General features: G+C 47.7%; 17 protein-coding genes. 16 read left to right on the forward strand and 1 reads right to left on the reverse strand.

Features of this window, described 5'->3' with window-relative positions; all coding sequences use genetic code 11:
* Nucleotides 1-4 precede the first annotated feature (4 nt).
* From ACW9JV_RS07930 to ACW9JV_RS08005, 16 genes are all read left to right on the forward strand, one after another.
* Nucleotides 5-793, forward strand: a complete 789-nt coding sequence (locus ACW9JV_RS07930; RefSeq protein WP_457333048.1) for a cell division protein FtsQ/DivIB — start codon at nt 5-7, stop codon at nt 791-793.
* A complete protein-coding gene (locus tag ACW9JV_RS07935) occupies nt 780-1,472 on the forward strand; it encodes a DUF881 domain-containing protein (protein ID WP_457333050.1) in 693 nt (230 codons plus the stop codon). The genes ACW9JV_RS07930 and ACW9JV_RS07935 overlap by 14 nt, the downstream gene beginning before the upstream one ends.
* Complete coding sequence (locus ACW9JV_RS07940; protein ID WP_457333052.1) at nt 1,465-2,163, forward strand: DUF881 domain-containing protein; 699 nt, start codon at nt 1,465-1,467, stop codon at nt 2,161-2,163. The genes ACW9JV_RS07935 and ACW9JV_RS07940 overlap by 8 nt, the downstream gene beginning before the upstream one ends.
* Complete coding sequence (locus ACW9JV_RS07945) at nt 2,163-2,507, forward strand: DUF1290 domain-containing protein (RefSeq protein ID WP_457333054.1); 345 nt, start codon at nt 2,163-2,165, stop codon at nt 2,505-2,507. The genes ACW9JV_RS07940 and ACW9JV_RS07945 overlap by 1 nt, the downstream gene beginning before the upstream one ends.
* 194 nt (nt 2,508-2,701) lie before the next feature.
* Entirely contained in the window at nt 2,702-3,985 is a 1,284-nt protein-coding gene (gene ftsA / locus ACW9JV_RS07950; protein WP_457333056.1) for a cell division protein FtsA, read from the forward strand.
* 107 nt (nt 3,986-4,092) lie between these two features.
* Complete coding sequence (gene ftsZ, locus ACW9JV_RS07955) at nt 4,093-5,241, forward strand: cell division protein FtsZ (RefSeq protein WP_457333058.1); 1,149 nt, start codon at nt 4,093-4,095, stop codon at nt 5,239-5,241.
* 135 nt (nt 5,242-5,376) lie between these two features.
* Entirely contained in the window at nt 5,377-6,345 is a 969-nt protein-coding gene (locus ACW9JV_RS07960; protein ID WP_457333060.1) for a sigma-E processing peptidase SpoIIGA, read from the forward strand.
* A 24-nt stretch (nt 6,346-6,369) separates the two neighbouring features.
* On the forward strand, nt 6,370-7,083 hold the full coding sequence (gene sigE, locus ACW9JV_RS07965; RefSeq protein WP_457333062.1) for an RNA polymerase sporulation sigma factor SigE: 714 nt from the start codon (nt 6,370-6,372) through the stop codon (nt 7,081-7,083).
* 169 nt (nt 7,084-7,252) lie between these two features.
* Nucleotides 7,253-8,038 (forward strand): RNA polymerase sporulation sigma factor SigG, encoded by a 786-nt coding sequence (gene sigG, locus ACW9JV_RS07970; protein WP_457333064.1) that lies wholly within the window; start codon nt 7,253-7,255, stop codon nt 8,036-8,038.
* Between the two features lie 188 nt (nt 8,039-8,226).
* Nucleotides 8,227-8,475 carry a YlmC/YmxH family sporulation protein gene (locus ACW9JV_RS07975; RefSeq protein ID WP_457334656.1) on the forward strand — a complete coding sequence of 83 codons (249 nt, stop codon included), beginning with the start codon at nt 8,227-8,229 and terminating at the stop codon, nt 8,473-8,475.
* 106 nt (nt 8,476-8,581) lie between these two features.
* Nucleotides 8,582-9,457 carry a peptidoglycan editing factor PgeF gene (pgeF, locus tag ACW9JV_RS07980; RefSeq protein WP_457333066.1) on the forward strand — a complete coding sequence of 292 codons (876 nt, stop codon included), beginning with the start codon at nt 8,582-8,584 and terminating at the stop codon, nt 9,455-9,457.
* Nucleotides 9,448-10,137 (forward strand): YggS family pyridoxal phosphate-dependent enzyme, encoded by a 690-nt coding sequence (locus ACW9JV_RS07985; protein WP_457333069.1) that lies wholly within the window; start codon nt 9,448-9,450, stop codon nt 10,135-10,137. The genes pgeF and ACW9JV_RS07985 overlap by 10 nt, the downstream gene beginning before the upstream one ends.
* 33 nt (nt 10,138-10,170) lie before the next feature.
* A complete protein-coding gene (locus ACW9JV_RS07990; protein WP_457333071.1) occupies nt 10,171-10,587 on the forward strand; it encodes a cell division protein SepF in 417 nt (138 codons plus the stop codon).
* A 21-nt stretch (nt 10,588-10,608) separates the two neighbouring features.
* The gene (locus tag ACW9JV_RS07995; RefSeq protein ID WP_457333073.1) at nt 10,609-10,863 is read left to right on the forward strand and encodes a YggT family protein; all 255 of its coding nucleotides are present in this window, start codon (nt 10,609-10,611) and stop codon (nt 10,861-10,863) included.
* Nucleotides 10,864-10,865: 2 nt separating this feature from the next.
* A complete protein-coding gene (locus ACW9JV_RS08000; RefSeq protein WP_457333075.1) occupies nt 10,866-11,645 on the forward strand; it encodes a YlmH family RNA-binding protein in 780 nt (259 codons plus the stop codon).
* Between the two features lie 65 nt (nt 11,646-11,710).
* Complete coding sequence (locus ACW9JV_RS08005; RefSeq protein WP_457333077.1) at nt 11,711-12,232, forward strand: DivIVA domain-containing protein; 522 nt, start codon at nt 11,711-11,713, stop codon at nt 12,230-12,232.
* A gap of 81 nt (nt 12,233-12,313) precedes the next feature.
* Here ACW9JV_RS08005 and ACW9JV_RS08010 read toward each other — a convergent pair whose 3' ends face one another.
* Entirely contained in the window at nt 12,314-12,457 is a 144-nt protein-coding gene (locus ACW9JV_RS08010; RefSeq protein ID WP_457333079.1) for a hypothetical protein, read from the reverse strand.
* Nucleotides 12,458-12,555 lie beyond the last annotated feature (98 nt).

A 12,555-nucleotide genomic window follows, 5' to 3' on the forward strand; every position in this document is an offset into this window, starting at 1 on the left:
ACAAGTGACGGAAAAAAAGGTAGTACCCGCCGATGAAAAAATCCCGGCATTAAAAGCCCAACGAAAAAAACGCACGAACCGTCGACTTGTCATGTACCTCTCTGTGTTTTTCCTTCTTATTCTGCTCGTCGTCTATTTTCAGTCGCCGTTAAGCCATATCCGCAGTATCCAGGTGGAAGGAAGCGTTCATGTTCCGGAAGAGGCCATTACAGAACAGTCAGGCCTGCATACCGGAGAAGGCATGTGGAGTGCCGACCTATCTGAAGCACAGAAGGCCGTACAGGATCACCAGGAAATTGAAGATGTGTCGATAGTACGTTCCTTTCCTTCCAGTGTTACGATTCGTGTTCAGGAATACAGGCGTATGGCGTATGTGGAAAACAGCGGTTCTTTTGTGCCGGTTCTGAATAACGGAGAAATTCTTTCGGAAAAAACATATGAGGATCTCCCCTCTGATGCTCCGATACTGCGGAATTTTGAAAGCAGGGACAAGCTTGAAGCCTTTTCCGCTGAATTAAGCAGCCTTGGCGAGGGAGTGATGAACCGAATTTCGGAAGTCATATACGATCCGGTTGAACATGACGAAAATCAGCTGACACTTTATATGAATGATGGAATAGAAGTCGTATCAACGATAAACAATTTTGCCTCCAATATGGCCGCATACCCGTCTGTAGCAGGGGAAGTCAACGCCGGTGCAGACGGGATTCTCCACATGAAAATGAGTCCCTATTTTGAAGCAGCCGAAACGGATACAGCTGAAGGGGAGGAGGATAGCGTTGAAGAGGAATAATATCCGCTGGCTCACCGCACTGCTTTTCATGGTTGGTTTTCTTCTGGCAATAACCTACCAGACGGCGGCTGACGGGGAACAGACGGAACAGACTGCTATCAATCAAAAAGAAGACCGGTTACGGGAAGAAGTCCTGCAGGAACAGGAGAAAAACAAAGAATTAAGCGGGGAATGGAGAAATCTGCAGAAGCAGGTGAGGGAAATGGAAGAAAGCCTGGCTGAAGATGAATCGTCCTCCTTTAATCTGGTGGAAGAACTGAAAAAAATGAGAATGCTGACCGGAGATGTTCCCGTAAAAGGCCCTGGTATTTCGGTGGTGCTCGATGATTATAAGTACGTACCTGAAAAAGAGAACCCGAATCAGTTCCTTGTTCATGAACGCCATATCCAAGAGGTGCTGGACGAGCTTGTTCTGGCAGGCGCGGAAGCAGTTTCTGTTAACGGGTATCGTATAACAGAGGATACATATATTCAATGCATGGGCCCTGTCATTACGATTGATAGTTACACCTCCACCGCTCCTTTCGTTATAAACGCTATCGGAGATTCTGAGCAGCTGGAAGCCGCCATGGAAATGAATGGAGGCGTCCAGGACCGGCTGGTAAACGAGAATGTGCAGGTCAGCATTCAGTCAAAAGACCGTATCACGATGCCGGCTGCAGGAGAGGGGAGTGAATGAATTGCGGTTTGTGTTAAAAACAGCCGTTCTCCTTGTCACGGTGCTCTGCGGCTATTTTGCAGCAGCCAATGCAGAACAGATATCTCCAACACGGAGCTCTGAACGCAGCGATATTCTTCAGTTACAGCAGACACTGGAAGAAGAACAGGAGCGTAGACGGGAGCTCTATGAACGGATCAGGGAAAACGAATCCCTGATCGAGCAATACAATACAGAACAGAAGAATAGCAGGGAGTATGCGATGCAGCAGGCTGTAGAGGACCTTAAATCGGAGGCAGGATTTACGGAAAAAACTGGAAGCGGCGTAAAAATAACCATTTCATCTTCAGGCAGTGCAGAACGATCAGTACGTCCAGTGCTTCTGCGGAGGCTCGTTAATGAACTGCACCAATTCGGTGGCGGCGCTGTTTCCATTGAGGGGGAACGCATTCTGGAAACAACAGCTTTCCGGAGCATCGATGGCGTCACTCATGTCAACGGAAGAAGAATACCGGGAATTCCTTTGGATATAAAAGTGTTGGCTGAAGATGCCGATAAAATGTATAACGAATTACGGGTTTCTGAATCAAAAGAATATTTTTCGCTGGAAAATATGACGTTGGAAATAGAGCGGATGGATCATCTCCGCATTCCGGGATATGACGAAGTCCGCAGGGTCCAGTACATGGAAGTACAGGAGGAAGATAACTGATGTGGCTTCCGGTACTCGGCCTGCTGACAGGAATATTAATCGGTCTGCTTTCAGGCGTGCAGATTCCTCCGGCTTATCATATTTATGTTCTTCTTCTGCTGCTTGTGATGGTGGACGCACTTTTGGGAGCATTAAAAGAGAGTCTGAAGGGGGAATTTTCAAACACGCTTTTTCTTACAGGGCTGCTTCTCAATGCTGCCGCTGCGTTCACATTGGCTTTTCTCGGCCGGCAGCTTGGTGTAGACTTGTATTTAGCCCCCTTACTTGCTCTTGGAGTAAGAATCTTTCAGAATACCGCTGTCATTCGAAGAGACATTCTTTTTCTGTTTCATTCACGAAAATGATTATCCCTGAAAACGGGCAGGACTTTCCGTTCTGCCTGTTGAAGTGTAACAGCACTGAAAATAAAACGTAAATAATTTTTCTGCCATTTTGCACACGCACACGCCCTTCACATGATAAGATGGAGTAAAGACGAATTGCGGTAAACACAGATATAACAGATATAGCAGAGATATGCAGTAGGAGGTGCCAGTACATGAACAACGAAGATACGTACGTCAGCCTTGATATCGGTACGTCCGGAGTAAGGGTGATTGTCGGTGATATGTCCGGCGGCTCCCTGAAAATCATAGGAGTGGGAAATGCTCCGTCCACGGGACTGAAAAAAGGCGCGATTGTTGATATTGATGAAACAGTGCAGTCTATCAGAAACGCTGTACAGGAAGCAGAGAGAATGGTGGGGCTGGAGATCCGGCAGGTTGTTGTCGGAGTGAACGGCAATCATATTGATATGCAGAAATGCAGCGGCGTTGTAGCTGTGTCCAGTTCCGACCGCGAGATCAGAAATGAAGATATTGAACGGGTGATGGATGCAGCCCAGGTTCTTTCCATCCCGCCGGAACGGGAGATTATTGATGTTATTCCTGATCAGTTTATTGTGGACGGGCTGGATGGAATCAATGACCCGCGTGGAATGCTGGGCGTCCGGCTGGAGATGGAAGGCACCATTATAACCGGAGCGAAGACAGCTTTACATAATTTACTACGGTGTGTGGAAAAGGCAGGGCTTGACGTGGCTGATATCTGCCTGCAGCCCCTGGCAGCCGGATCAGTAGCCGTTTCCAAAGATGAAAAAGCCCTTGGAGTTGCGCTCGTTGATATCGGTGGAGGAGCTTCAACCGTTTCCATTTTCCAGAACGGAAAAATGCAGGCCATGTCGGTGCTTAATATAGGTGGGGATCATATTACCAATGATATATCCGTCGGTCTCCGCACGACATCTGAGGAAGCGGAACGCATTAAGAGGGAGAATGGACATGCTTTTATTGATGATGCTTCCGATGAAATGACATTTGAAGCGGTATCTATCGGCAGTGACCAGCCTGAAGAATACTCCCAGTATGAAATCGCCCATATTATTGAACCAAGACTCGAAGAGATACTAGAATTGGTGGACGATGAAGTTTACAAGATCGGCTATTCCGATCTACCGGGAGGATGTGTGTTGACCGGCGGCACCGTCATGATTCCGGGATCACTGGAACTGGCAAGGGATGTACTCCGTCTTGGCGTCCGGACTGCCGTTCCGGATTATATCGGAGTGCGGGAGCCATTATATACCACCGGGATCGGATTAATAGAATTTGCTCATCAAAATGTGAAAATTCAGGGCCGTGAACCATCCCCTTCTCTGTCATCCGGGAAGGCGGAAGCGCCCCCCGCGCCGGAACGGTCAAAACCTGAAAACAGGGAGAAAAACCAGGACGATCCCGGCATGAAGAATAAAATGAAAAATTTCTTTAAAGTGTTTTTTGAATAACAGCTCTGCCTGGAAGCTGTCCCGTTTCGATCTTCAGACGGGAGGGAAATTCTTTTGAACAGGGCGTATGGTTACACGAAAGATCTGACGAATGAGGAGGACCTTGAATGTTGGAATTTGAAATGGATATGGAATCACTGGCGCAGATTAAGGTCATAGGTGTAGGGGGCGGCGGCTCCAACGCTGTCAACCGCATGATAGAAAATGGACTGCAGGGCGTTGAATTCATCGCCGTTAATACAGACGCGCAGGCTCTGCAGCTTTCCCAGGCGGAAACCAAGTTGCAGCTCGGCGGAAAGCTGACGAGGGGACTGGGCGCCGGAGCCAACCCTGAAATCGGCAAAAAAGCGGCAGAAGAAAGCAAAGAGCAGCTCGAAGAAGCGTTAACGGGAGCGGACATGGTGTTTATAACAGCCGGCATGGGCGGCGGAACCGGTACCGGAGCTGCTTCAGTCATTGCCGAAGTGGCAGGAGAAGTAGGGGCTCTCACGGTTGGAGTCGTGACGCGTCCGTTCATGTTCGAAGGAAAAAAGCGGTCGACGCAGGCTTCTGACGGCATTGCGGAACTCAAAGATAACGTTGATACCCTGATCGTTATTCCGAATGACCGGCTTCTTGAAATCGTGGACAAAAATACACCAATGCTAGAAGCGTTCCGGGAGGCAGACAATGTTCTCCGTCAGGGTGTACAGGGCATTTCCGATTTGATTGCGGTTCCCGGGCTGATCAACCTTGACTTTGCCGACGTAAAAACGATCATGAGCGAAAAAGGTTCCGCCCTGATGGGAATCGGTATTGCCACCGGCGAAAACCGGGCGGCGGAAGCGGCTAAAAAATCCATATCAAGCCCGCTTCTTGAAACATCTGTGAACGGCGCGCAAGGTGTTCTGATGAATATCACAGGGGGAACCAACCTCAGTCTGTTTGAAGTACATGAAGCGGCAGAAATTGTATCAGAGGCATCGGATCATGATGTTAATATGATCTTTGGTTCTGTGATTAACGAAAACTTAAGTGATGAAATCGTCGTTACGGTGATTGCGACGGGATTTGAAAATAACGACGATCAGAAACAGCAGGCAGAGCGCAAAACGGGTGGTCAGCAGCGCAGGGAAGTGTCACAGCAATCCCCGCGTGCAAATGCGGAACCGGAAGCACCGGCCGAAGAAGCGGCTGAACAGCGGAAAGAATCATCTGAAGATGAAGATACCCTTGATATTCCGACGTTCTTACGAAACCGCCGCAGAAGAAAATAAATATCCGGAAAAAGACTCTCATGGTGGATTTTCACCATGAGAGTCTTTTTTATGGCGTAATGAGCACCGGTCGTATGGAAGTCGTGACAAAATTAGTGAAAAGAAGTAGAAAACCATGCCATAAAATGACAGACTTTGAAAGGCACCGCCTTTATAATAAACAGTACTTCTCCTATTCACCACGGAAAGGAGGGGAGGCTGGTTTATTACCTTGACCTGCTTTGGGGTATGAATATTTTTATTCATCTTCTGCTGTTTTGGGGAACATCGCGGTGGACAAGAAAACCATTGTCCAAAAGAAGGTTATGGACGGTATCTGCGGCAGGCTCATGCAGTGTTTTTATCGTTCTTACCCCGCTGGAAGACTGGTTGTTTCATCCCGGCGGGACATTTGTACTTTCGGTAGTGCTTGTATTGGCAGCTTTCGGCTTTCATTCTCTAACTCTATTTCTGCAGCAGCTGTTCGTATTTTATATTCTCAGCTTTTTAACTGCCGGGATCATGACCGGACTGCATATCATGTTTTACTATCCGGCCGGACAAGATGCCTCCTGGGTGCCGGAGGCGTCTTTTTCCCACTGGTTTGTTCTTCTGGCGCTTCTGCCTGCGGCTGTAACGATTTTATTGCTTCAGACTATTGGGAATACCCGGAGCACTAAAGTAGAAAAAACAACAAGCGTTACGATTGAGATAGAAGGACGGCGGTGGGAAGCGGCAGCTCTTGTTGATACCGGCAATCAGTTGAAGGATCCGTTGTCCGGTACTCCGGTAATGGTTGCAGAATTGCAGCTGTTTGCTTCTTATATACCGGGAGAGGAGTACAGGAAATGGAAAGAAATGATACAGAACGAAAAAATCGCGGATCTGGAAACCATCAGTGTGTGGGAACATAGGTGGAAAATAATCCCTTATAAAACAGCCGGACAGAACATGAGATGGATGTTTGCTCTTCGTCCGGACGCTGTTTTTCTGGAAGATAACAAAGAAACCGCGGTGCCGCTTCTGGTTGGAATGGATCCCTGCACATTGTCAGGCACCGATGATTTTCAGATGATTGTTCCGGCCGAAGTGGTGCCGGCATCTTCCCCCGCCCGAAGCGCTTAATTTTGAAGACAGGAGGGATTCGTCTTGCAGAAAGGAACCATCACTGTGCTGTGGATGAAAGTATTGAAAAAATTCGGCTGGAAGCCGGACGACCTTTATTATATAGGGGGCAGTGAAGCCCTGCCTCCCCCCTTGTCAAAAGAAGATGAAGCATATTTTATCAGCAAACTTCCGGAAGACGATGAATCTGCCCGGTCTGTTTTAATTGAAAGAAATCTGCGCCTTGTCGTCTACATCGCCAGAAAATTTGAAAATACTGGAATCAACATAGAAGACTTGATCAGTATTGGAACGATAGGATTGATAAAAGCAGTCAATACGTTTAACCCGGAAAAAAAGATCAAATTGGCCACCTACGCTTCCCGCTGTATTGAAAATGAAATACTGATGCACCTCCGCCGTACCAATAAACTACGTTCGGAAATTTCTTTTGATGAACCGCTCAATATCGACTGGGACGGCAATGAACTGCTCTTGTCGGACATTCTTGGAACAGATGAAAATATTATCACAAAAGGAATTGAAGAAAAAGTAGACAGAAGGCTGCTGAGGCGGTCTCTCGAAATTCTGAACCCGCGGGAAAAGCAAATCATGGAAATGCGGTTCGGCCTGGCCGGAAATCAGGAAAAAACGCAGAAAGATGTGGCAGACCTGCTCGGTATTTCACAGTCCTACATTTCAAGGCTTGAAAAAAGAATCATCAAAAGGCTCCGCAAAGAATTTAATAAAATGGTATGAAGCGGTATCGTGCCTCTCATCCTGCTTGGAACACGGCAGGATGAAGTATCGTTCTCTTTTCCCTCTGCATATTTTTCCCTCGTCAGGACATACTGAACATGAACAGACAAGATGAATCAATGAAACCGTCCGCGGTTCATGTTGACATCCAGACCTGGGGGGGAAAACGTTGGCACGCAGCAAAGTGGAAATATGTGGTGTGGATACATCGAAACTTCCCGTTCTTAAAAACAAGGAAATGAGAGAGTTATTTAAAAACATGCAAGAAGGAGATGAGATGGCCCGGGAAGAGTTGGTGAACGGCAATCTCCGTCTCGTATTAAGTGTTATTCAACGTTTCAATAACCGCGGAGAACATATGGATGACCTGTTTCAGGTCGGCTGCATCGGTCTGATGAAATCGATTGACAATTTTGACCTCAGCCAGAACGTTCGTTTTTCGACATATGCCGTACCGATGATCATTGGAGAAGTGCGGCGTTATCTGCGGGACAACAACCCGATACGAGTATCAAGGTCTCTGCGTGATACGGCGTACAAGGCGCTTCAGATGCGGGATAAGTTGATGGAGGAACAGGACCGTGAAAAAGAGCCAACCGTTCAGGAAATCGCGTCCAAACTGGATATGCCGAAAGAAGACGTAGTATTTGCTCTGGACGCTATTCAGGATCCGGTGTCGCTGTTCGAACCGATATATAATGACGGCGGTGATCCGATCTATGTGATGGACCAGATAAGCGATGATAAGGAACAGGATCATAAGTGGACGGATCATCTGGCCCTCCAGGAGGCAATGATCCAGTTGAACGGCCGTGAAAAAATGATTCTGGATATGCGTTTTTTTCAGGGAAAAACGCAGATGGAAGTAGCTGATGAGATAGGGATTTCCCAGGCCCAGGTATCACGCCTGGAAAAGGCGGCTATATCCCAGATGACCCGTTTTTCGAGTATGTAATAAACGCATATCACGATACGCCCTCTGCCTTCGTCTTTAAAAAAGACGAAGGTTTTTTTGTCGGATGGAATATGAAAGAGAGGGAAGCTGCATAGAATGAATTACATTCACCCCTGCCGGCGCTTACCAGCATGTTTCATAAATGCAGCACGGGCGGTGGAACGAGTTTGAAGAAAAAGGGGACCAATTTGATGCGGATATCAGAACTGCAGGCAAAAGATATTGTCAACATGCATACCGGAAAACGTCTCGGTCATGTCGGAGATGTGGATATCAACGTGGAAACCGGTCATATTGAAGCAGTGGTAGTGGGAGGATCAGCCAAAATGATGGCCTTTTTTCATAAAGAAGACGATTTTATTGTACCATGGACACACATTGTTAAAATTGGATCCGATGTCATTCTTGTCAATTTGTATGAACCTGATCCGGAATAAAGAGCAGATAAACAGAGAAAAGGAAGCTTTTCTATTGCAAACAAGGGAAATATGTTAAAATATATGTACTGCAATCGACATCCTTCAAAGAAAAGGAAGAGATCGGATGGAAAGGGAACCGTTATACCGGTATGATGACCTTCACTGGCGGATTACACCGGAGATTTTACCGAAGGACGTAACAGCCGGCATGACATCCCGGTCGGGAGGTGTCAGCCGCCCTCCGTATGAATCGTTGAATACTGCTTTTCATGTTGGAGATGACCCGCAGAATGTTCTCGAAAACCGGCGCCGGACAGCAGAAGCTTCCGGATTTGCGATGAAAGACTGGGTCGCTGCTGAACAGGTACACAAAGCGGACATACTGAAAGTGGAAGATTCCCACCGCGGCATGGGAGCGTGGAACAGAGAGAACGCAGCAGGAAACTATGACGGGTTATATACCCGCAGCAAGGGACTGCTTTTGGTCAGTTTTTATGCGGACTGTGTCCCGCTGCTGTTTTTTGCTCCCGGACACGGTTGTATCGGTTCAGCACATGCAGGGTGGAGAGGAACCAGCCTGGATATCGGCGGGAAATTGGTGGCCGCCTGGGTAGAAGAAGAGCATATACCGCCGCAGGATATATATGCGGTCATCGGACCGGCTGTATCTGAACCGGTATACGAAGTGGACGACCGCGTGATTGAAATGATGCAGGAGGTGCTTCCGCCCGGCGAAACAGGCCCATGGAACCCTTCTGCCGCCGGACGGTACCTCCTGAACATCAGGGAGATGAACCGTCTCCTGTTGAAGCAGGCAGGTGTACGGCCGGAACATATATTTGTGAGCTCCCGCTGCACATATCTTGAAGAAGACGATTTTTTTTCGCACCGGAGAGATGGGAGTGCTTCCGGCAGAATGGCCGCTTTTATCGGACAATCGCTTTTATCGGACAATATTGAAGAAGATTCCGGAAAGGAGAACCTGGACTCGTGGATGTAAGAGAAAACCTGGCACAGATCGAACAGGAAATAGAGACCGCCTGCAGACGCTCGGCGAGAGACCGCGCAGATGTACATATTATCGCCGTGACAAAATATGTGTCGAGTGAAAGAGCACTTGAAGCTGTTGATGCAGGTGTTCAGCATATCGGGGAAAACCGCCTGGAAGGGGCGCTCGAAAAGTGGGAAGCCTGCCGTGGACATGCCTTCCTGCATTTCATTGGTTCGCTCCAGTCAAGAAAAGTAAAAGACATTGTAGATAAATACGATTACTTTCATTCTTTGGACAGGCTTTCTCTTGCAAGGGAATTTCAGAAACGAAGCCCGGAGAACAGGGTTATTCCGTGCATGGTGCAGGTTAATGTATCCGGGGAAGAAAGCAAGGCGGGAATTGCACCGGACGAGCTGCAGGATTTTATCACAGAGCTGAAACGTAATCCTTCTGTTCAGGTTGCAGGTCTGATGACGATGGCACCGTTTGAAGAAGATCCGGAAAAAACCAGGCCCGTTTTCCGGAAACTCAGAGAACTCCGCGACAGTGTAAAGGACCGAAAGGAACCCCATGCCCCGTGTTTTCACTTATCCATGGGAATGTCGAATGATTTTCCGGTTGCCGTAGAAGAAGGAGCTACGTTTATACGCATCGGCACGAACCTGGTAGGGAGCGAAGGACGTTCATAAAACAGTACGCCGGTATATCAAGGAGGAGAACCGATGAGTTTCAAGTCCAAATTCAAGCGTTTTTTTGAGCTCGAAGACGACGTTTTGGAAGAAGAAGTCGAACGCCCGGCTCATCAAGGATCCCGGGAGCCGGAAAAAGAAGAGAAGAGCGGCAATGTTGTCAGTCTGCAGAGTGTGCAGCAGTCCTCGAAAGTCATTTTGATGGAGCCCCGCGAATACGAGGAAGCACAGGAAATTGCCGACCACGTGAAAAACCGGAAGTCGGTTATTATTAATCTGCAGCGGGTGGATGCCCAGCAGGCGCGGAGAATCGTTGATTTTTTAAGCGGCACTGTTTATGCTGTAGGCGGGGAGATTCAGAAAATCGGCTCCAGTAATTTTTTATGCACGCCGGACAATGTCGATGTTTCCGGTGATATTTCAGAGATTTTATATCCGCCGGATCAGTAACCGAAAAAGGAGAATGCTTATATGCAAGCCATAGGAAATCTGCTGTTATTGGGCATGCAGATCTATTCATACCTCATCATTATCTATATCCTTCTGTCCTGGTTCCCGAATGCCAGGGAGTCTTCGTTCGGACAGATACTGGGCACCATCGTTGAACCTTACCTGGAACCGTTCCGCCGGTTTATCCCTCCGCTCGGCATGATTGATATTTCTCCGATTGTTGCGATTGTCGCCCTTCACTTCGCAACATACGGAGTAGAGGCGCTGTTCATCTGACGATGTCGATGCTGGAACACTTCCGTCGGGAAGAACATCCTTTTGTAGAGAAGGCGGCCGAGTGGAAGAATACCGTGGAAACGACCTATCAGCGGAAACTGACCGGATTTCTCGATCCCCGGGAACAGGATATTCTCGCTTCGATCGTCGGGAAAGATGAGGTCGTAAACCTGTCCTTTTGGGGAGGACAGAAAAATTGTGAACGGAAAAGGGCGCTGCTGTATCCGTTTTATGAGGATATCTCGGAAACGGATTTTGATATCTGTCTCTTCCGTATCTCCTATCCTGAAAAATTCGTCCAGCTTTCCCACCCTGATGTTCTGGGGGCGTTGACAGGTTTGGGACTGAAACGGGAAAAATACGGGGATATCATAAAAGGGGAGGGCATCTTTCATGTAGCGGCTTCGGCCGATACCGCCCTTTTTATTGAGATGAACCTCGCCCAGGTCGGAAAGGCATCCGTAAGAACCGAACAGATTCCGCTGTCTGACATGCTTCCGATTGAGGAACATTGGGAGGAAATACATACGACGGTCTCTTCCACACGAATCGATGTGATGACTGCTGAAATGTATCAGCTGTCACGCAGTAAAGTGCTTCCTTTTATCGAAAAAGGCAGAGTGAAAGTGAACTGGAGGACGGTGGATAAGCCGTCGTTTTCCCTGCAGCCGGGCGATTATATCTCTGTCCGCGGAAAAGGGCGGCGCAAATTCATCGATTCGATGGGAGAAACAAAAAAGCAGCGTCTCCGGATTATGTACGGAAAGAAAACAGATAACTGAAGCAGGAATGGCAGAAACGTTGTCGAACGTTAGATAAAGGAAGTATATTAGGAGGTGCAGTCAGTTTGCCATTATCACCGCTGGACATTCATAATAAAGAGTTCACAAGAGGATTTCGTGGATATGATGAAGATGAAGTCAATGAATTTCTCGACCAGGTCATCAAAGATTATGAAAGTGTTATGCAGGAAAAGAACGAACTGTTTACGAAAGTGAATGAACTGGAAGAAAGGCTGGAGCATTTCTCCAATATTGAAGAAACGCTGAACAAGTCGATCCTTGTTGCCCAGGAATCGGCGGAGGAAGTGAAGCGGAATGCCCAGAAAGAATCCCAGCTCATTATCAAGGAAGCAGAGAAAAACGCAGACAGGATTATTAACGATGCCCTTAATAAATCAAGAAAGATTGAACTGGAGATAGAAGAACTGAAAAAGCAGGCGTCCGTCTACCGTACCCGTTTTAAAATGCTCATCGAAGCGCAGCTGGATATGCTGCAGAATGATGACTGGGATGAAGTGGTAGACACCGAAAAAGAGGAAGATAGTCAGGAAAGTGTGTATGCCGGGGAATCCCGTCAGGTTGACTAACTGCCCCCGTTTGTTCTATACTTTTAAAGCAAAAGAATAACGATATGTAAAAACGAAGATAGGGACGGGCCGGATGATCAATCAGCCGTTTTTCAGCGAACTGTGGATGGTGTAAGCACAGCGGACGGCCTCATCACGGACATCACCCTGGAGTTCCCGCGCCGAATCATACAGGCGTGCGGCGGCACCGGACGTTATACCGGCTGAAGTGGATGATGGATACATAATGAAGTCTGTCATACAAATAGGGTGGTACCGCGAGGCCTTCTCGTCCCTTTGCAGGGATGAGGAGGTCTTTTTTTTAAAAGAAATGATATACACAC

It is taken from the genome of Salibacterium sp. K-3 (assembly GCF_054052005.1).